This window comes from Stenotrophomonas maltophilia group sp. RY12688 (assembly GCF_052149045.1).
Classification (GTDB): domain Bacteria; phylum Pseudomonadota; class Gammaproteobacteria; order Xanthomonadales; family Xanthomonadaceae; genus Stenotrophomonas; species Stenotrophomonas sepilia.
In genome coordinates, this window is the sequence record NZ_CP197389.1 from 1493597 (window position 1) to 1512934 (window position 19338).

Below are 19338 nucleotides of genomic sequence, written 5' to 3' on the forward strand. Positions count from 1 at the left end.
TGCGAGGATCCACGCCCATGTTGCACACTCCCATGCCTCGCCGCGCGGCTGGCTTCACGCTCATTGAATTGATGATCGTGGTGATCGTCATCGGCATCCTGGCGGCGATCGCCATTCCGTCTTACCAGGAGTACGTGCGCCGATCGCATCGCGCCGTGGTGAAGGCGGACCTGGCCGAGTATGCGCAGCGTGCGGAGCGCTACCACACCAGCAACAACTCCTACACCGGCTACGCACTGCCGACCAAGGTGTCGCCGCGTGATGGAGGTACTGCGCGCTACAACCTGGATTACAAGGGAGACGGCACCAGCTTCACCATCACCGCCACCCCGCAGGGCACGCAGGCCAAGGACAGCTGTGGCAAGTTGAGCGTGGACCAGGCCAACCGCAAGACGGCCGACGGTAGCGTTGCCAGCTGCTGGTGAAACAGGTGTTGATCTTCCTGTAATCGACCAGTACAATGCGCCTCCCCGCCCGAATAGCTCAGCCGGTTAGAGCACTTGACTGTTAATCAGGGGGTCGTTGGTTCGAGTCCAACTTCGGGCGCCAGATACTGCAGAAGCCGCGAGAAATCGCGGCTTCTGCTTTTCTGCGCAGGCATTCAGCAGGGTGTATCGCGGTTCACACGCTCAATCCGGGCGCGGCCGCCATTGTTGACGATCAATGCGCCATGCAGCTGGTTGCCCGCGCAGATGCGCAGGGTCAGGTTGGCCCCCGGGCTGCGTCCATCTGCCTGGAAGAACAGCAGCGGACGCCCGCTGCTGGCCTGGGCAAGGATCGAGACGTCCGAGCGCCCGGTGTGGTGGCTCAGGATCGCCTCCGGCGAGGCAGGCTCCCCGCGCTGGTCGCCGCTGCGGTAGATGATCCAGCCGGCGCTCCAGTCGTCACTGCAGTGCCGGCCGTCGACACTGGCGCAGAGGCCGATCAGCTCCCGTCTGCGCACGGCCTCGCTGCGTGCGCCGGACAGGCTGGCATGCAGGGTCAGTTGCAGTGCATCGGCGCGTTGCCGCAGCAGCAGGGGCTGCAGCGCCGGCCAGGACGCGGCCAGCAGCACCGCCAGCACAGTGATGACCACCAGCAGTTCGGTCAGGTGCACGCCCCGCGCAGAGCGGGGGCCGAGCGGGCAGGGGGCTTGGGCAGTGCGCATGCATCCAGCCTCCGCGCCCGGCTGTGCGGCCGCCATCGGGAATCCCCGTAGCGGTCTGCCCGGAGACCCCTCAGCCGGCCGTCACCCCTCGCCCCGTATACTGACCCTTCCCGGGAACTGGCAACACCATGAGCGACAGTTTTGAACTTGTCTCGCCGTATTCGCCGGCGGGCGACCAGCCCAACGCCATCGCGAAGCTGACCAGCAACTTCGAGGCCGGCATCGCCAAGCAGACCCTGCTGGGCGTGACCGGCTCGGGCAAGACTTACACCATCGCCAACGTCATCCAGAACGTTCAGAAGCCGACGCTGATCATGGCACCGAACAAGACGCTGGCGGCGCAGCTGTATGGCGAGTTCAAGGCGTTCTTCCCGCACAATGCGGTGGAGTACTTCGTCAGTTATTACGACTACTACCAGCCCGAAGCCTACGTGCCGTCGTCGGACACCTTCATCGAGAAGGACAGTTCGATCAACGAACACATCGAGCAGATGCGGCTGGCCGCGACCAAGACCCTGCTGTCGCGCCCGGACGCGATCGTGGTGGCCACGGTGTCCGCGATCTATGGCCTGGGTGCGCCGGAAGACTACCTTTCACTGCGCCTGATCCTGTCAAAGGGCGAGCGCATCGACCAGCGCGACCTGATCAACCACCTGACCCAGCTGCAGTACACGCGCAATGAGTACGAGCTGCAGCGCGGTACCTTCCGCGTGCGCGGCGAAGTGATCGACGTGTTCCCGGCCGAGTCGGACAGCGAAGCACTGCGCCTCGAACTGTTCGATGGCGAGGTCGAGAAGATCACCCTGTTCGATCCGCTCACCGGCGAGACGCTGCGCAACATGCAGCGCTTCACGGTCTACCCGAAGACCCACTATGCGACCACGCGCGAGCGCGTGCTGGCGGCGATCGAGACGATCAAGGTAGAGCTGAAGGAGCGGCTGGAGCAGCTCTACGCGCAGAACAAGCTGGTGGAGGCGCAGCGCCTGGCGCAGCGCACGCAGTTCGACCTGGAAATGATGGCCGAGGTCGGTTACTGCAACGGCATCGAGAACTACTCGCGGCACCTGACCGGCAAGAATGCCGGCGAGCCGCCACCGACCCTGTTCGACTACCTGCCGCCGGATGCGCTGCTGGTGATCGACGAATCGCATGTGACCATTCCGCAGATCGGCGCCATGTTCAAGGGTGACCGCTCGCGCAAGGAAACCCTGGTTGAGTTCGGTTTCCGCCTGCCGTCGGCGCTGGACAACCGCCCGCTGCGCTTCGAGGAATGGGAGGAGCGCTGCCCGCGCAGCATCTACGTGTCGGCCACGCCCGGGCCCTATGAACTGCGTGAAGCCGGTGACGAGATCACCGAACTGGTGGTGCGCCCAACCGGCCTGATCGACCCGGTGGTGGAGATCAGGCCGGTCGGTACCCAGGTCGACGACCTGATGAGCGAGGCCAACGCGCGCATCAAGGCGGGCGACCGCGTGCTGGTCACCACGCTGACCAAGCGCATGGCTGAAAACCTCACCGAGTACCTCACCGAACACGGTATCCGCGTGCGCTACCTGCACTCGGACGTGGATACGGTCGAGCGCGTGGAGATCATCCGCGACCTGCGCCTGGGCAAGTTCGACGTGCTGGTCGGCATCAACCTGCTGCGTGAAGGCCTGGACATGCCCGAGGTATCGCTGGTGGCGATCCTCGATGCCGACAAGGAAGGCTTCCTGCGCTCCACCGGCTCGCTGATCCAGACCATCGGCCGCGCCGCACGCAACGTGCGCGGCAAGGCGATCCTGTACGCCGACAAGATCACCCGCTCGATGCAGGCGGCGATCGATGAGACCGACCGGCGCCGTGCCAAGCAGGTCGAGTACAACGAAGAACATGGCATCGTGCCGCGCTCGGTGGCGCGCCCGATCGTCGATGTCCTCGAAGGCGCGCGTTCGGATGCCGCCGAGAAGGAAGCCAAGAAGGGTAAGGGCAAGGGCCGGGCGAGTGTGGCCGAAGAAGCGGCCGACTATCGTTCGCTGTCTCCGGCGCAGCTGGCGACCCGTCTCAAGGCGCTGGAACAACAGATGTACCAGCACGCCAAGGACCTCGAATTCGAGGATGCCGCACGGGTGCGTGACCAGATCCGGCAGCTGAAGGAAGCCAGCCTGGGCTGAACGTGGCAGTGCAGCATCATCTTCACAAAAGTGTTGCGCTTCACGGCCCGCATCCGTAATATACGCGGCCTGCACCGACGCAATCGCGGAAATGCAGAAGCAATACGGGCGGTTAGCTCAGCGGTAGAGCACTACCTTGACATGGTAGGGGTCACAGGTTCGAACCCTGTACCGCCCACCACGAAGTCCTCGGAAGAGGGCTGTCGTGAACTGCAAAGCCCGGCCCTGGCGCCGGGTTTTTACGTAACAAGGCCAGCCTTCGGGCGGCAAGAACAAGATGGGCGGTTAGCTCAGCGGTAGAGCACTACCTTGACATGGTAGGGGTCACAGGTTCGAACCCTGTACCGCCCACCACCTGCTCCCGGCGTTGCCGGTGAAGTGGTGGAAACGATGAAAGCCGGCCCCGGGGCCGGCTTTTTTCGTTCCGGGGAGCCTGGCGTTCCAGCGAAGCTGCATCCGTGCCGGTTCAGTGGCATGAAATCAGTGGGTAATGCTGATCGAACGCTGGATGCGCCAGTGGCCGTCGACGCGTTCCCACAGCTGCGCCACACCTACCCGGGCCAGCGCAGGATGAGGGCTGGCGCCAGTGTCGTCTGGCGATTGCTGGCTGCCCAGCCGCAGCACGCGGTCCTGGCGCAGGTGATAGAGCTGAAGGGGCTGCGCTTCATGCATGGCCTGCCGATCTTCGGTGCGCAGGATCTGGCTGCGCAGGGCATCCTCGGTGGGCCCGCAGCCGTCGCCGAACAGGCTGGAGAACAGCAGGATCAGGGCAAGCATCGGCATGGCACGGTGCTCCAGCGGGAAAGTGCGTGCAGGCTGGCATGGTCGGCCGGGCACCGCAGCCGGCCTGCGACGAAGGCGGGGATTGGGCCGCCAAAGGCAGGCAGATGGCGATGAATCCGGGCCGCGCAGGCGTAGACTCGGCGCAACTGCGCAATTACTGCAAGGAACTGCCGCATGAGTGATCACGTCCCGGTGTCCAGGCCCAATCCGCTCATGGAACGCCTGTTCGGCGGCAACATGCTGGAAGGCACGTTCAAGGCAGTGATCTGGGTCGCAATCCTGAGCGCGCTGCTGGCGTGGACCACGCTGCGCTGAACGACGCTGCCGCGCCGGGCCTGCCGGGTGGCGGGACCTGCTGACCCGATGACTCCCGCTGCCACCGGTGCGGCGGCAGTGCCTATGCGGGTGCTGTCAGGCGCTGAAGGCCTGGCGCAGGCTGCGCAGGGTGGCCTGGCGATGTTCCCTGGCCGTTGGCTCGCCCATCTCCAGCTCCTGCAGGCGCAGTCCGACCAGAGTCATCGACAACGCATAGCCGCGTGCCGCGTCGGCAACGCGTGACAGGCCCACTGCACGGCGGGCCAGTGCATTCACATGTTCAAGGTCGGGCATCAGTCCCAGATAGGCGCGTTCTGCGCTGTCCAGGTCCGGTGCACGCAGGATCGCGTGAGCGTCTGCGGTGGGGAAGACGGAGGCCATGGGGTCCTTGTCCGTAGCGGGGGCGCTCGTTCAGAACGAGCGCATCAGGGAAATGAAGGCCGAGGTCTGCGTGCCGCGTCGTGCCATCGGGCTGTCCTTCACTGCGTCGCCGAACCACTGGTTGGCCACCACGCCGGTCGCGCGCCACTTCATGCCCAGTGGCGTGCTGACCGCGATCTGCAGACTCGGTGAGGTGGCACTACCCGGACGGTAGCTGGCAAGGCCTGAGCGCAGTGCCTCTTCGTCACTGATGCCGTAGTAGTAGTCGAGCAGCCGTGCACTGGAATGCACGACACCCACCCGCGGCACCCAGGTGAAGCGGCCTGCCTGGATCGGATGGCTGTAATGCAGGCGCGACTCGATACCACCGCCATGGCCGGTCACGTCCCGCATCACGCTGGCCTCGACCATGCCCCAGTCGGCACTGTACTCACAGTTGATGCCCGCCATGGCCGACATCTGCCGGCTGTGCAGGCGGCGCAGCTGAGCATCATTCACGTCGCCGGTCTTGAAGCGCAGGGTGTAGGGCGTGACCGCCGCCGACAGCCGCCACCCCTGATCCTTGTAGAGGTACATGCCAAGTGAGCCGGGGCTGGCGAAGAAGCGCTCGCCCTGCCAGGCGATGGCCGGTACCACCAGCGGTTTGACGTCATAGTGCGCGTACGCACCGGAGGTCGCGCCAGCGCTGATGCCGGCCTGCACGCCGGGGTTCTGCCCGGCAGCATGGGCGAGCAACGGCACGCCGAGGGCCGTGGTGAGCAGTAGCGGGCGCAGCAGGTGCGGGGACAGCGACGGCATCGATCAGCCACGTTGCAGGGGATGGCTGCGCATGGTGACGGGGCAACATTGTCAGAACATTGCGCCCGCGCGTTCGGCATGCATGGGCGCAAAATCACGGCGCCAGGCACTATGATCGGCAGCGTTTCCGGTTGACGAGTCCCTGATGCGCATCCTCCTGGTCGAAGACGATCCTGATCTGTCCCGCGCCCTGCAATCGGGCCTGGAGCGGCAGGGCGTGGTCGCCGATGTGGTCGGCAGCCTGGCCGAGGCCGCGCTCGCCTTGCGCGAACCGGTGCACCAGCTGCTGCTGCTCGATCGCCAGCTGCCCGATGGCGATGGCGCCGGATTCGTCGCGACGGCGCGTGCGCTGCGGCCGAACCTGGCGGTGATCATGCTCACCGCCAAGGGGACGCTGTCGGACAAGGTCGAAGGCCTGGACGTCGGTGCCGATGACTATCTGGTCAAGCCGGTGGCGATCGAGGAACTGATGGCACGCATCCGCGCGGTATCGCGCAGGCCTTCGGCGATGGTGACGCCGAGCCTGCGGCTGGGGCGGCTCGAGTTCGATTTCGAATCGCTGCAGGCACAGGTGGAGGGCCAGCCCCTGGCATTGCCACGTCGGCAGGTGCTGGTGCTGCAGGCGTTGGCGATGCGGCAGGGCCGCACGGTGACCCGCAGTGCCCTGGAGGCTGCAGTGTACGGGTTCGATGATGAGATCCAGTCCAATGCGCTCGATGCGCATATCTCCAAGCTGCGCAAAGCGCTGCAGCAGGCCGGGGCGGGGGTGGAGATCCACGTGATCCGCGGCGTCGGCTACCTGCTGGCGGAGGCCTGAGATGGCCCGTCCGATCCGTTCGATCACCCTTGGCCTGGCTTGGCGCCTGTTCCTGGCACAGGCCTTCACCGTACTGTTCGCGGTGGTCGCGTTGATCCTGACCTGGGGTGACAAGGACTCCTGGGGCATGGACATGTTCGTTGCCGAGGCGGTGGCCAAGGCGGTGCACAGCGAAGGCGGCCGCCTGGTGCTGGACCAGGCGCGCTGGGACAAGCTCGATGCCAACGCCGGGGGAAATCTCTGGTTCGCCGCGGTGGATGACAAGGGCATGTGGCTGGAGCGCGGCACCATCCCAGCGATCCACGCGCCGATGCTGGCGCGGCTGCCGACCGTGGGCGCCACGGAACTGGGCTCGCTGGTGCCCCCTTACCTGGACGTGGCGCGGGTGATGATCCGCAACGAGGACGGGCGCCGCATCACCGTGATGGTCGGTGGCGCGCCCAAGGGCGGGCTGCTGGATGGCGCGCTGATGGTGCTGCGCCTGATCGGCCTGTGGTTCTTCCTGCCACTGATCGTGGTCACCCTGCTGGTGATGCCGACTGTGATCCACCGTGCCATGCGCGGTGTGCGCCGTTCTGCGCAGCAGGCCAAGGAACTGGACATCGGCCAGCCCGGTGCTCGGCTGGATGCGCGGCTGGTCTCCACGGAAGTGGCGCCGCTGGTGGAAGCCTTCAACGATGCCATCGACAAGGTGCAGCAGGGCTATGCAGCGCGCGACAAGTTCCTCGCCGACGCGGCGCACGAGCTGCGCGTGCCGATCGCCGTGGTGCAGGCGCGCCTGGCGCAGCTGCCACAGGGTGAGTTGAAATCGCAGTTGCTGACCGACGTGGCGCGGCTGGGCAATGTTGCCGAGCACCTGCTCGATCTGCAGCGCCTTGACCGCAATGTCGGCGCATTGCAGCAGCTGGACCTGGCGCTGCTGGTGCGTGAGGCCGCCGCGGACCTGGCGCCGTTGGTGGTCGGCGCCGGCTATGGATTCGAAGTGGACGCGCCGGAATCGCCGGTGTGGATCCACGGCGACAGTCTGGCGCTGGGGCGGGTGATTGCCAACCTGGTGCACAACGCGATCGTGCATGGTGGTGGCCGTGGCACCATCTGCGTGCGGTTGGATGCGCGCGGCTTGCTGGAGGTCAGCGATCAGGGCGCGGGCATTCCAGTGAGCGACCGCGAGGCGATCTTCGAGCCGTTCCATCGCTTGCGCGCGGCGGGCAGCGGCAGTGGCCTGGGCCTGCACCTGGTGAAGGAGATCGTGCAGCACCACGGTGGCTCGGTCAGTGTCGGTGAGGCTGCGGGAGGCGGCGCAAGCTTCCGTGTCAATTTCCATCGCGGCAGCGTCCGGCGCTGACGCGTTTGCGGGGCAAGTCCCGATAGGCAAGCTGCCGCCGGTAGCGGCAGGCTGGACCCATGGCCGTCCAGCTTTCCCCGTCTCCCTTGCTGGGCAGTGGCGCCGCTGCGGCGCTGACACTGGGGGCGCTGGCCTGCGTGCAGCTGCCGCGGCTGCCGCCGCTGTGGGTCAGCACGGTGATGATCGTGCTTGGCATGGCGGGGTGGGGCCTGCGTTGGCGGGGGCGCCTGCCCGCGGTCGTGCTGCTGGGCGCCGGATGGACGGCGATGCATGGGCACTGGGCAATGCAGGAACAGCTGCCGCAAGGCCAGCCAGCACGGGATGTGGTGGTCAGTGGACGGGTCATCGATCTGCCGGACCATGGAGCCGCGCACACCCGCTTCCTGCTGCAGGTCAGCGAGAGCAGCGAACTGCCATCGCTGCGCGGCAAGCGCCTGCAGGTCACCTGGAACGATGCCTGGCGTGCCGCTGACGCCACCGACGCCGGGCGTGGGCGCCATCAGGTCCTGGCCGGCGCGCAGTGGCATCTGGCCTTGCGCGTGCGGGCGCCGCGTTCGCGGATCAATCCCGGTGGTTTCGACGGTGAACGCCACGCGCTGCTGCGCGGCGTGTCCGGCAACGGCACGGTGCGGGCGCCGGCCAGCGCGCGCGAGCTTCAGGCCGCGCATGGCCTGCCGGCATGGCGTGAACGCACCAGCGCCGCCATCGCCGCGCAGGTGGCCCATCCAGCCGCGCGCTTCGTGCAGGCACTTGCCCTGGGCGATACGCGTGGCCTGTCCGACGCCGATTGGGATCAGCTGCGGGCGCTGGGCCTGACCCATCTGGTGGCCATTTCCGGATTCCATGTCGGGGTGGTGGCCGGGCTGGGGGCGTTGCTGTGTCGAGGGCTGTGGTGGCTGTGCCCGCTGCTGGCCCGGCATTGGCCACGCCCCCAGGCGGCGGCCTGCGCCGCGGCCCTGTCCGCAGCGGGCTATGCGGTGCTGGCCGGCGGTGAATTGCCGACCGTGCGCACTGCACTGATGATCGGGCTGGTGGCGCTGGCGCGTAGCGGGCGGCGCCCACTGGGTCTCGTGCAGGGGCTTGCACTGGCGGCGCTGGCGCTGCTGCTGCCGGCGCCCCTGTCAGTGCTGTCCGCGGGCTTCTGGCTCAGTTTCGGCGGCGTCCTGTGGCTGGTCTGGTGCCTGCCGCAGGGACGTCCGCGTGGGGTGGTCGCCAACCTGCGCGGGTTCCTGGCCGCACAAGGGGTGGCCAGCGTCGGCCTGTTGCCGCTGGGCATCGCCTTGTTCGGTGGCACCGCCTGGCTGGGACCGCTGGTGAACCTGCCGGTCATCCCGTGGTGGACATTGCTGGTGGTGCCCTTGTCGCTGCTCGGCACCGCCCTGCAGGTGCTGCATGACGGCGCCGGGCGCTGGGCGTGGCGCGCAGCGGCGTGGTTGTTCGAAACCAGCTGGCAGGCCCTGCAGCCACTGGCGGCGCATCCACAGGCGATGTGGTGGTTGGCCGAGGCACCGGCCTGGGCAGTGCCGGCGGCGCTGCTGGGCGTGTTCTGGTGGCTGCTGCCACGCGGTGCCGGGGGCTGGCTGGCTGGCCTCCTGCTGTGCCTGCCGCTGCTGTGGCCGTTGCGCGAGCGGCCGGCCGAGGGAGAGCTGGAGCTGCTGGTGCATGACGTCGGGCAGGGCACGGCGGTATTGCTGCGTACCGCGCGGCATGCGCTCTGGTACGACGTGGGGCCGCCGATCGGGGGTGAGGGCAGCGAGCGGGTCCTGGTTCCGTCATTGCGGGCGCTGGGGCAGGCACGGCCCGACCGCGTGCTGATCAGTCACGACGATCTCGATCATGCCGGCAACCTGCCGAGCCTGCGCCTTCAGTTGCCGGAGCTGCCCCTGTTGGCGCCGCCGGGCAGCACGATCGCCGGGGCCGGGCGCTGCCAACGCGGCCTGCGCTGGCGCTGGGACGGCGTCGACTTCCAGGTGCTGCACCCGGATGCCGGCAGCCAGCGGGCTGAAAACGAGGACAGCTGCGTGCTGCGCGTGGCCAGCGCGCATGGTGGGGTCCTGTTGCCCGGGGACATCGGCCGCCCGGCCGAACAGGCGCTGCTGCGGGCGTCTCCGGCGGCGCTGAAGGCGGATGTGGTGCTGGTGCCGCACCATGGCAGCGGCGGCAGCTCCAGCGCGCCCTGGGTGGCGGCGGTGTCAGCCCGGCTGGCGCTGGTTTCGGCCGGGCACCAGAACCGCTTCGGCCACCCGCGCCGGGACGTGGTCCGGCGCTGGCAGGCGCAGGGAGCTGAGGTGGTGTCCACTGCGGAGTCCGGGGCGATCCGCGTATGGCTTGGCGCACAAGGGCTGCAGCTGCGTGAACAGCGTATCCATGCATCCCGGTGGTGGGATGCCGCTGGGCGGGCGCGGTCGGCTGTTATCCTATCGCCGATCAAACAAGCGGCCGTTGGGCCGGAGGGTTGAAACGTGTGGGAACTGGTCAAGGCCGGTGGCTGGCCGATGGTGCCGCTGCTGCTGTTGGGCGTACTGGCTTTGGCGATCATCCTGGAGCGTTTCTGGTCCCTGCGGCGGACTGAAGTGCTGCCGCCCGGCCTCGGCCAGGAAGTGCGCAACTGGGCCGCACGCGGCAAGCTTGACCCGGCGCACCTGCAGACCCTGCGTGCCAACTCGCCGCTGGGCGCATTGCTGGCGGCCGCGCTGGAAGCCCGCAATCGTCCGCGCGACCAGATCCGCGAGCGCATCGAGGACACCGGCCGCCACCTGGTGCACCGCATGGAACGTTTCCTCAACGCGCTGGGCACCATTGCCTCGGCCGGCCCGCTGCTGGGCCTGCTGGGCACGGTGATCGGCATGATCCAGATGTTCCTGGGCATCCTCGACCATGGGGTGGGCGACGTGAACCAGCTGGCCGGCGGTATCGGCAAGGCGCTGGTGTGCACCGCCACGGGCATGATCGTGGCCATTCCGGCACTGATGTTCCATCGCTACTTCAAGGGCCGCATCCACGGCTACGTGGTGGAAATGGAGCAGGAAGCCAGTGCCCTGCTGGACACGCTCGACGGTCGCCCCGGGGTGATGAACCCGGTCGCGCCGGCGCGACCGGCCAACGCCGCTGCGGCGAAGGCCTGATCGATGCGTATCGGCAATGACCGCTCCCAGGATGAACCGCATATCGATCTGGTCCCGCTGATCGACGTCATCCTGGTGCTGATCATCTTCTTCGTGGTCACCACCACTTTCGATGCGCGCTCGACGCTGCAGGTGCAGCTGCCTACCGCCAGCCAGCAGCCCAACAACGAGCCGCCGCGTTCGCTCAGCGTGCTGATCAACGCCGAAGGCCGTTATTTCATCAATGACCAGGAAGTGCTGCGCAGCGACGTCGAGTCGGTCAAGCAGACCATCGCGTCCGTGGCCGGCAGTGACCGCAGCCAGCCCGTACTGCTGCGCGCCGACGCACGCACTCCCTACCAGGCCGTGGTGACTGCGCAGGACGCGCTCGGTCAACTCGGTTTCCGTCGTATCGCCATTGCAACTGCGCCAGAGGTGCGTCCATGAGTTCCCATCACGCGCCGGTGTGGCCGATCTACAAACGTCTGCTGGGCTACACCCGCACCTACTGGGTGTTCATGGTGGGCGCGGTCATCGCCATGGTGGTCGAGGCCCTGGCCGGCTACCACTTCACCAAGCTGATGGAGCCGCTGGTCAACGAAGGTTTCGTCGACCCGCAGCCGCGCGCGGCCGTGGTGCTGCCGCTCACCATCCTCGGCCTGTTCCTGATGCGCAGCGTGGCCACCTGGGTCAGTGACTACACGCTGGCCAAGACCGGTCGCAGCGTGGTCCGCGACCTGCGCGAGCAGGTGCTGCAGAAGTACCTGCACCTGCCGTCGTCGCACTTCGATACCGAAGCGACGCCGGTGATGGTCAGCCGCCTGAACTTCGATACCGAGCAGGTCACCCAGGCCAGCGCCGACGCGCTGAAGACCGTGGTGGCCGATACCCTCACCATCGTCGCGATGCTGGCGGTGATGCTGCAGATGAGTGTCAAGGTCACGCTGGCGATGCTGCTGGTGGTGCCGCTGATCGGTGGCATCGTGTCCTACGTGGGCAAGCGCTACCGGCGCATCAGCCGTGGCATCCAGGACGGCATGGGCACCATGGCGCAGACTGCCGAGCAGTCGCTGGCCGCGCAGCAGGAAGTGAAGGTGCACGGCACCCAGCAGCATGAGATCTCGCGCTACTCGCGCCTGGCCAACCGCATGCTGGCGCTGAACATGAAGGTCGAGGTCACCCGCGCCGCCGCCTCCAGCGTGGTGCAGTTCCTGGCCGCACTGGCGCTGGCGGTGATCGTCTGGGTGTCGACCCGCGAAGCCCTGGCCGGCCGGCTCAATGCCGGCCAGTTCATGGGCCTGATGACATCGATGATGGCCATCATTCCATCGCTGCGCCGCCTGACCAGCGTACAGACCTCGATTTCGCGCGGTGTGTCCGCTGCCGAGCGCCTGTTCGGCATCCTCGACATGCCAGTGGAGCGCGACCAGGGGCAGCGACGCGTGCAGCGCGTGCGGGGCGAACTGGCGTTCGACCACGTCATGCTGCGTTACCGCGAGGACAGCGGCATCGCCCTGGACGACATCAGCTTCGTTGCCAGGCCAGGCACGGTGACGGCCATTGTCGGCCGTTCCGGCAGTGGCAAGACCAGCCTGATCCGGCTGGTGCCACGCTTCTACGAGCCCAGCGGCGGTGTCATCACCCTCGACGGCGTGGCACTGGACGACTACCCGCTGGCCGACCTGCGCCGGCAGGTGGCAATGGTCGGGCAGAAGGTCATGCTGTTCGATGACACCATCGCTGCCAACATCGCCTATGGCATGGAAGCGACCGACGAGCAGATCCGCGCGGCGGCCGAAGCCGCCAACGCGTGGGAGTTCATCGCACGCATGCCGCAGCAGCTGCAGACCCCGGTGGGCGAGAACGGCGCGCTGCTGTCCGGTGGCCAGCGCCAGCGCCTGGCCATTGCCCGCGCGATCCTGCGCGACGCCCCGATCCTGATCCTCGACGAAGCCACTGCGGCGCTGGACAACGAATCCGAGCGCCTGGTGCAGGACGCGCTGCAGCGCCTGATGCCCGAACGCACCACGCTGGTCATTGCGCACCGGCTGTCGACCATCGAGCATGCCGACCAGGTACTGGTCATGGATCATGGCCGCATCGTTGAACGCGGCACGCACAAGGAGCTGCTCGAACTGGGCGGCCTGTACCAGCATCTGCACAGCATGCAGTTCCGCGAAAGGCAGGACTGATGGCCGGCAAGGGCACCCAGACCCCGCCGTACTGGTATGACGGCACCCCGGTTCCGTGGGCGATGCGCCTGCTGGCGCCGCTGTACGCAGGTGTCACCGCACTGCGCCGGCGCGCCTATCGGCGTGGCTGGCGCAAGCGCCACTCGCTGCCGGTGCCGGTCATCGTGGTCGGCAACATCACCGCCGGTGGTACCGGCAAGACGCCGCTGACGATTGCCCTGGTCGAGCGCCTGCGCGCGGCCGGCTGGAAGCCGGGCGTGGCCAGCCGCGGCTATGGTCGCGAAGACGCCGACAAGCCGCTGTGGGTGCAGGCCGATACGCCAACCGCGAAGGGCGGTGACGAACCGGTGCTGATCGCCTGGAAGACCGGCGTGCCGGTGCGCGTGGACCGTGACCGTGTCGCCGCCGGCAAGGCGCTGATCGAGGCCGGCTGCGATGTAATCGTCTGCGACGACGGTTTGCAGCACTACCGGCTGGCGCGCGACATCGAGATCGAACTGGTCGATGCCCAGCGTCGCTATGGCAATGGCCGGATGATCCCGGCCGGGCCGTTGCGCGAGCCGGTCAGCCGCGCGAGCGAGTGCGATTTCCGCGTGGTCAACCTCGGCCAGGCCGATGAGGAGACCGCGGCACAGGCCTGTGGCTTCGGCCAGTGGCCAATGTCCCTGCACATCGACAGTGCGCAGCCGCTGGCCGGTGGCCGCGCGCGCCCGCTGGCGTACTTCAAGGGCCAGCGGGTGCACGCGGTGGCCGGCATCGCCCATCCACAGCGCTTCTTCGACATGCTGCGCGCGCGCGGGATCGGCGTGGTGCCGCATGCGTTCGCCGACCACCAGGCCTACCAGCCGCAGGACCTGTCCTTCGGCAGCCAGTTGCCGGTACTGATGACCGAAAAGGATGCGGTGAAATGCCGGGCGTTCGGCAACGACTGGCACTACGCGGTTCCGCTGCGCGCCGAGTTGCCCGCCGCGTTCTGGGTGGCGTTGACCGATCGCCTGGACAAGCTGCGACCGAACTGAGTGGCGCGGCGGCGCTTGCATTCACGCGCCGCTGGCCGCATTCCCGTTGTAACGAGCCTGCCGAGAACCGCCCGCATGACCGAATTCGTCGTCGCCATTCCGGCCCGCTTTGCCGCCTCGCGGCTGCCGGGCAAGCCGCTGCGCCCGCTGGGCGGTGAGCCGCTGGTGCTGCATGTGGCGCGCCGCGCGCTGCAGGCCGGTGCCCGCGAGGTCTGGGTGGCGACCGACGACCAACGCATTTCCGATGCGCTGTCCGGGTTGGCCGAGGTGAAGGTGGCGATGACCGCGACCACGCATGCCTCGGGCACCGATCGCCTGGCCGAGTGCGCACGCATTGCCGGCTGGGCCGATGACACGGTGGTGGTCAACCTGCAGGGCGACGAACCGTTCGCGCCGGCGACCGGCATCCGCGCGGTGGCCGATGCGCTGGTCGCTGGCACTGCGCCGATGTCGACTCTCGCCACGACCGTCGAGGACGCGCACACCCTGTTCGACCCGAACGTCGTGAAGCTGGTGCGCAACGTGCGCAACGAGGCGATGTACTTCAGCCGCGCGCCGATCGCCTGGCACCGCGACGGCTTCGCACGCAGCCGCGACACGCTGCCGGACGGCCATCACTGGCTGCGCCACATCGGCATCTATGGCTATCGCGCCGGCTTCCTGCAGCAGTTCGCGGCGATGCCGCCGGGCCAGCTGGAGCAGGTCGAATCGCTGGAGCAGCTGCGCGTGCTGGAAGCGGGCTACCCGATCAGCGTGGCGATCTCGCCCGAGCCGTTCCCACCGGGCATCGATACGCCCGAGGACCTGGAGCGCGCCGAGGGGCTGCTGCAGGCGATGGCCGCGCGATGAGGCTGCTGGTCGTCTGCCTCGGCAACATCTGCCGTTCGCCGATGGCCGAAGGCGCGCTGCGCGCACGCCTGGATGCCTCGCCGCTGGCCGGGCGGGTGCAGGTCGATTCGGCCGGCACGGGCGACTGGCACGTGGGCGAGCCGCCGGACCGCCGCGCGATCGCCTGCGCGGCCGGGCACGGCGTGGACATCGGCGGCCTGCGCGCACGCCAGCTGCAGGCCGTGGATTTCGAACGTTTCGACTGGATCCTGTGTGCCGACGAGGCCAACCTGCGTGATGCCGGGCGCCTGGCGACGGCGGCCCAGCGTGAACGGCTGGCGTTGTATCTGCCCTGGTCCGGCGGGCAGGGGCGGGTAGCCATCCCTGATCCCTACACCGGCGGCAGCGATCATTTCGAACAGGTCTGGTCGCTGGTCGACGATGCTGCAAAACGTGCGGTGGCACGACTGTTGCATGACGCCGACTCCGGCATAATCAGGTCATGAACGTCCAGCCCGTCCCGGACCTGCCCGAATTCGCCACTTGGCTCAATGCCACCCCCTGCACCCTGACCGAACTGCGCGGCCGGCCGGTCGCGCTGCTGTTCGTCAATGCGGCCTCCGCCTGGAGTGCGCAACGCCTGGCCGAGTTCGGCCAATGGCTGTCGCGCCACCCGGGCAAGCTGCAGCCGCTGGTGCTGCAGGTGCCGCGTTTTGATTTCGAACGCGATGCCACGGCCGCACTGAAGCTGCTGCGCCGTCAGGGCCTGACCATGCCCGTGCTGCTCGATGCCGACTGGGATGGCTGGCGCCGCTTCGGCGTCACCGCCTGGCCGACCATGGTGCTGCTGGACGCGCAGGGCCGTGAACAGCAACGGCTGGTCGGGCAGGGCGCGCCCGGTGAACTGGAGCGCGCCTTGAACGCGCTGTGCCAGGGCGCACCTTCGGCGCCGCCGCGTGGCGGCAGCGAACTGCATCCGGAACCGCGTCAGGCCCTGCGCTTCCCGCAGGGGCTGGCGGTCAGCACCGAACGTCTGTACATCGCCGACAGCGGTCATCACCGCATTCTCGAATGCAGCCATGGCGGCCGCATCCTGCGTCAGTTCGGCCTCGGCACCGCCGATTTCATGGATGGCAATCTCGCCGAAGCGGCGTTCCACCGCCCGCAGGCGCTGGTGCTGGAGCGCGATTCGCTGTACGTCGCCGATACCGGCAACCATGCCGTGCGCCGCATCAATCTGCTGACCGGCATCGTCGACACGCTGTGCGGCAACGGGCGACCCGGCGCGCCGGTGGAGGGCCCGGTGGCGCAGGCGCGGCAGGTCTCGCTGGACCATCCGGTTGGCCTGGCCATCGCCGACAACCAGCTGCACATCGCAATGGCCGGCGACAACCGCATCTGGAGCTACCACCTGGGCCAGCGCAGCCTGCAATGGCGCGCCGGCAGTGGTTCCATCGACGAGCGTGATGGCAGTGGCCATCTGGCTGCCTTCGCGCAACCGACCGCGCTGGCCGTGGTGCAGCAGGTGCTGTACGTCGCCGATGCGTTGGGATCCTCGATCCGTGCACTGCAACTGCGTGGTGACCTGGTGCAGACACTGGTCGGGCAGGGGCCGTGGCGCTTCGGCAGTGAAGACGGCCCGCGCGCGCAGGCCAGCCTGCAGTTCCCGCAGGCGATCGCACTGGGCGCGGACGCCCCGCTGCTGTGGATCGCCGACACCGGCAACGGTCGCCTGCGCACGCTGCGCCTGGGCGGCGGTGAACTGACCACCCAGCCGCTGCCGCGCCGCCTGCACGGCCCGGCTGGCCTGGCCGTGGGCGCAGGTGCGGTGTGGATCGCCGAGACCGACGCCCATGCCGTGCTGCGATTCGACCCCGACAGCGGCGTGCTCAGCGAAGTCCCGATCAGCGAATGACCGACGTTCCCGCCCCGGCCTTCAACGGCAAGGCCTTCGCGGCCCAGCTCAGCACCGCCCCCGGCGTGTACCGCATGTACGCGGCCGACGACACCCTGCTGTACGTGGGCAAGGCGCGCGCGCTGCGCAACCGCGTCGGCAGCTATTTCAACGGCAGCCCGAAGAACGCGCGGATCATGTCGATGATCTCGCAGATCACGCGCATGGACGTGACCGTGACGCGCTCGGAAGCCGAGGCGTTGCTGCTGGAGAATCAGCTGATCAAGTCGCTGTCGCCGCGCTACAACGTCTCGCTGCGCGACGACAAGACCTACCCGCATGTGCTGCTGACCCGCGAGGACTGGCCGCGCATCGCCCTGCATCGGGGCCCGCGCGCCATTCCCGGCCGCTATTTCGGGCCGTATCCGGGCGTGACCGCAGTGCGCGAAACGCTGAACCTGATGCACAAGCTGTTCAAGCTGCGCAGTTGCGAGGACAGCGTGTTCCGCAACCGCTCGCGGCCGTGCCTGCAATACCAGATCGGCCGCTGCAGCGCGCCCTGCGTGGAGCTGGTGCCGGCCGCGGACTACGCCGAATCGGTGCGCCGTGCTGCGCTGTTCCTGGAAGGCAAGAGCGACGAGCTGACCCGCGAGCTGGGCGAGCAGATGCAGGCCGCCAGCGAGGCCCTGGAGTTCGAGCAGGCCGCGCGCCTGCGCGACCTGATTTCCTCGCTGCGCAGCATGCAGACGCGCCAGTACGTGGACGGCCGCGCCGCCGACCTGGACGTGCTGGCGGTGGCCATGCAGGGTTCGCAGGCCTGCGTGCTGCTGCTGGCTTTCCGCGATGGCCGTAACCTCGGCACCCGCCCGTTCTTCCCGCGCACCAACGGCGAGGAGAGTCCGGAGGAAGTGCTGGCCGCGTTCGTCTCGCAGTACTACATCGAATTCGAGCCGCCGCGCGAGATCCTGCTGGATCGCGAGATTCCCGATGCCGACCTGCTGGTTGCGGCGCTGTCGGCCTCGGCCGAGCGCAAGGTGCAGCTGAAGTGGAACGTGCGCGGCGAGCGCGCCGGCTATGTGGAGCTGGCCAGCCGCAACGCGCAGCTGACCCTGGCCACTGAACTCAACAGCCGCAATGCGCAGCATGCGCGCAGCGATGCACTGCGCGAGATGCTGGGCCTGGCCGAGCCGGTCAAGCGGGTCGAGTGCTTCGATATCAGCCATACGCTGGGCGAGGCCACTGTGGCCTCGTGCGTGGTGTTCGACGCCGCCGGTCCGGTGCGCGCGCAGTACCGCCGTTTCAACATCAGCGGCATCGAGCCGGGCGACGACTATGCCGCCATGCGCCAGGCCATCGACCGCCGTTTCCGCCGCGCGGTGGAAGAGCAGGGCGTGCTGCCGGATGTGCTGCTGATCGACGGCGGCGCCGGCCAGCTGGCACAGGCCCAGGCCGCGCTGGCCGACCTGGGCGTGGAAGGCGTGCTGCTGGTGGGCGTGGCCAAGGGCGTGGAGCGCCGCGCCGGCCACGAAGCGCTGGTGATGCCCGATGGCCGCGAGCTGCGCCCGGGCGCGGCCAACCCGGCGCTGCAGTTCATCCAGCAGGTGCGCGACGAGGCGCACCGCTTTGCCATCACCGGCCACAGGGGGCGCCGCCAGAAGGCGCGGATGACCAGCAAGCTGGAGGATATCCCCGGCATCGGGCCGCGCCGCCGCGCCAGCCTGCTCAAGCATTTCGGCGGTCTTGTGGGCCTGAAAGCCGCTGGCGAAGCGGAAATCGCCAAGGTGGAAGGCATCAATGACGCCCTCGCGGCACGTATCTACGCTAACCTGCACGGGTTGGCCACGCCTGATGCGGCCGAGTAGAGAGAGAAGCACGCAAGCATGAAGTTGACCCTGCCCACCTGGCTGACGTTGTTGCGGATCGTAATGATCTCGGTGCTGGTGCTGGTGTTCTACCTGCCCTACACCTGGACCAACTTCGCTTCGGCGGCGATCTTCGGCCTGGCCGCGATCACCGACTGGCTCGACGGCTGGATCGCACGCCGTTACCAGCTGGAGTCGGCCTTCGGCGCGTTCCTCGACCCGGTCGCGGACAAGCTGATGGTGGCAGTAGCGCTGTTCCTGATCGTGCAGGGCCATCCGACGCCGTGGATGGCATTCTGGGCGGCGGTGATCGTCGGCCGCGAGATCGCGGTATCGGCGCTGCGAGAGTGGATGGCCGAGCTGGGCCAGCGCGCCAAGGTGCGCGTGGCGATGATCGGCAAGATCAAGACCACCGCGCAGATGGTCGCGCTGCTGTGCCTGCTGTATTCGGTGGCGCCAAACGTACCGGTGGAAGACATCTGGATGGGCTGGCCGGTGTTCCACATCGGCGACTGGACCCTGGCGATTGCCGCGGTGCTGACCCTGTGGTCGGGCCTGCAGTACCTGCACGCCGCTTGGCCGAGCCTGCGCGATGACGAGCGCGCCGCGCGCGAGCGTGCACGGCAGAAGAAGCTGGGCAACTGAGCCCCGGGGTCGGATCCCTTTCCGCAGGAAAGGGCTCCTGGCAGACCCGAAAAAG

At 68.0% G+C, this 19338-nt stretch carries 19 protein-coding genes and 3 tRNA genes; 18 read left to right on the forward strand and 4 right to left on the reverse strand.

All coding sequences use genetic code 11. The annotated features are described in order from the left end of the window. Positions 1 to 17: 17 nt before the first annotated feature. Positions 18 to 425 carry a type IV pilin protein gene (locus ACS0OT_RS06880; protein ID WP_442256098.1) on the forward strand — a complete coding sequence of 136 codons (408 nt, stop codon included), beginning with the start codon at positions 18 to 20 and terminating at the stop codon, positions 423 to 425. A 47-nt stretch (positions 426 to 472) separates the two neighbouring features. After that, positions 473 to 549, forward strand: a tRNA-Asn gene (locus tag ACS0OT_RS06885). Positions 550 to 601: 52 nt separating this feature from the next. Here the strand turns inward: ACS0OT_RS06885 and ACS0OT_RS06890 are convergent. Next, positions 602 to 1147: a GspH/FimT family pseudopilin gene (locus ACS0OT_RS06890; protein WP_235649780.1), complete on the reverse strand. Its 546-nt coding sequence runs from the start codon at positions 1145 to 1147 to the stop codon at positions 602 to 604. A gap of 128 nt (positions 1148 to 1275) precedes the next feature. Here ACS0OT_RS06890 and uvrB point away from each other — a divergent pair, with 128 nt between their 5' ends. The 3 genes from uvrB to ACS0OT_RS06905 all read left to right on the forward strand — a co-directional run bounded on the left by uvrB (position 1276) and on the right by ACS0OT_RS06905 (position 3654). Beyond that, on the forward strand, positions 1276 to 3300 hold the full coding sequence (uvrB, locus tag ACS0OT_RS06895) for an excinuclease ABC subunit UvrB (RefSeq protein WP_005415968.1): 2025 nt from the start codon (positions 1276 to 1278) through the stop codon (positions 3298 to 3300). Positions 3301 to 3406: 106 nt separating this feature from the next. Continuing rightward, a tRNA-Val gene (locus ACS0OT_RS06900) sits at positions 3407 to 3481 on the forward strand. 98 nt (positions 3482 to 3579) lie between these two features. Beyond that, a tRNA-Val gene (locus tag ACS0OT_RS06905) sits at positions 3580 to 3654 on the forward strand. A 126-nt stretch (positions 3655 to 3780) separates the two neighbouring features. Here ACS0OT_RS06905 and ACS0OT_RS06910 read toward each other — a convergent pair. Further along, on the reverse strand, positions 3781 to 4083 hold the full coding sequence (locus tag ACS0OT_RS06910; RefSeq protein ID WP_069137942.1) for a hypothetical protein: 303 nt from the start codon (positions 4081 to 4083) through the stop codon (positions 3781 to 3783). A gap of 174 nt (positions 4084 to 4257) precedes the next feature. Here ACS0OT_RS06910 and ACS0OT_RS06915 point away from each other — a divergent pair, with 174 nt between their 5' ends. Next, positions 4258 to 4398 carry a hypothetical protein gene (locus tag ACS0OT_RS06915; RefSeq protein ID WP_171955946.1) on the forward strand — a complete coding sequence of 47 codons (141 nt, stop codon included), beginning with the start codon at positions 4258 to 4260 and terminating at the stop codon, positions 4396 to 4398. Between the two features lie 96 nt (positions 4399 to 4494). Here the strand turns inward: ACS0OT_RS06915 and ACS0OT_RS06920 are convergent, their stop codons facing one another. Further along, positions 4495 to 4779 carry a hypothetical protein gene (locus ACS0OT_RS06920; protein ID WP_005415971.1) on the reverse strand — a complete coding sequence of 95 codons (285 nt, stop codon included), beginning with the start codon at positions 4777 to 4779 and terminating at the stop codon, positions 4495 to 4497. Between the two features lie 30 nt (positions 4780 to 4809). Then, the gene (locus ACS0OT_RS06925) at positions 4810 to 5577 is read right to left on the reverse strand and encodes a MipA/OmpV family protein (protein WP_065186111.1); all 768 of its coding nucleotides are present in this window, start codon (positions 5575 to 5577) and stop codon (positions 4810 to 4812) included. Positions 5578 to 5722: 145 nt separating this feature from the next. Here ACS0OT_RS06925 and ACS0OT_RS06930 point away from each other — a divergent pair, with 145 nt between their 5' ends. The 12 genes from ACS0OT_RS06930 to pgsA all read left to right on the forward strand — a co-directional run bounded on the left by ACS0OT_RS06930 (position 5723) and on the right by pgsA (position 19283). After that, entirely contained in the window at positions 5723 to 6394 is a 672-nt protein-coding gene (locus tag ACS0OT_RS06930) for a response regulator transcription factor (protein ID WP_005415973.1), read from the forward strand. Position 6395: 1 nt separating this feature from the next. Beyond that, positions 6396 to 7739, forward strand: coding sequence for a sensor histidine kinase (locus ACS0OT_RS06935; RefSeq protein WP_134971327.1), 1344 nt, complete (start codon positions 6396 to 6398; stop codon positions 7737 to 7739). Between the two features lie 59 nt (positions 7740 to 7798). Next, on the forward strand, positions 7799 to 10198 hold the full coding sequence (locus ACS0OT_RS06940) for a DNA internalization-related competence protein ComEC/Rec2 (RefSeq protein WP_442256099.1): 2400 nt from the start codon (positions 7799 to 7801) through the stop codon (positions 10196 to 10198). A 3-nt stretch (positions 10199 to 10201) separates the two neighbouring features. Continuing rightward, positions 10202 to 10864: a MotA/TolQ/ExbB proton channel family protein gene (locus ACS0OT_RS06945; RefSeq protein WP_061478482.1), complete on the forward strand. Its 663-nt coding sequence runs from the start codon at positions 10202 to 10204 to the stop codon at positions 10862 to 10864. Positions 10865 to 10867: 3 nt separating this feature from the next. Beyond that, entirely contained in the window at positions 10868 to 11290 is a 423-nt protein-coding gene (locus ACS0OT_RS06950) for an ExbD/TolR family protein (protein WP_005415977.1), read from the forward strand. After that, positions 11287 to 13035 carry a lipid A export permease/ATP-binding protein MsbA gene (gene msbA / locus ACS0OT_RS06955; RefSeq protein WP_049438204.1) on the forward strand — a complete coding sequence of 583 codons (1749 nt, stop codon included), beginning with the start codon at positions 11287 to 11289 and terminating at the stop codon, positions 13033 to 13035. Before ACS0OT_RS06950 ends, msbA begins: the two co-directional genes overlap by 4 nt. Next, the gene (lpxK, locus tag ACS0OT_RS06960; RefSeq protein ID WP_065186114.1) at positions 13035 to 14054 is read left to right on the forward strand and encodes a tetraacyldisaccharide 4'-kinase; all 1020 of its coding nucleotides are present in this window, start codon (positions 13035 to 13037) and stop codon (positions 14052 to 14054) included. Before msbA ends, lpxK begins: the two co-directional genes overlap by 1 nt. Before the next feature lie 75 nt (positions 14055 to 14129). After that, on the forward strand, positions 14130 to 14903 hold the full coding sequence (kdsB, locus tag ACS0OT_RS06965; RefSeq protein WP_053500516.1) for a 3-deoxy-manno-octulosonate cytidylyltransferase: 774 nt from the start codon (positions 14130 to 14132) through the stop codon (positions 14901 to 14903). Further along, positions 14900 to 15388 carry a low molecular weight protein-tyrosine-phosphatase gene (locus ACS0OT_RS06970; RefSeq protein WP_065177369.1) on the forward strand — a complete coding sequence of 163 codons (489 nt, stop codon included), beginning with the start codon at positions 14900 to 14902 and terminating at the stop codon, positions 15386 to 15388. Before kdsB ends, ACS0OT_RS06970 begins: the two co-directional genes overlap by 4 nt. Beyond that, entirely contained in the window at positions 15385 to 16797 is a 1413-nt protein-coding gene (locus ACS0OT_RS06975) for an NHL repeat containing protein (protein ID WP_005415983.1), read from the forward strand. The genes ACS0OT_RS06970 and ACS0OT_RS06975 overlap by 4 nt, the downstream gene beginning before the upstream one ends. Further along, complete coding sequence (uvrC, locus tag ACS0OT_RS06980) at positions 16794 to 18638, forward strand: excinuclease ABC subunit UvrC (RefSeq protein WP_005415984.1); 1845 nt, start codon at positions 16794 to 16796, stop codon at positions 18636 to 18638. Before ACS0OT_RS06975 ends, uvrC begins: the two co-directional genes overlap by 4 nt. An 18-nt stretch (positions 18639 to 18656) precedes the next feature. Further along, entirely contained in the window at positions 18657 to 19283 is a 627-nt protein-coding gene (pgsA, locus tag ACS0OT_RS06985) for a CDP-diacylglycerol--glycerol-3-phosphate 3-phosphatidyltransferase (protein ID WP_442256100.1), read from the forward strand. Positions 19284 to 19338: the final 55 nt, after the last annotated feature.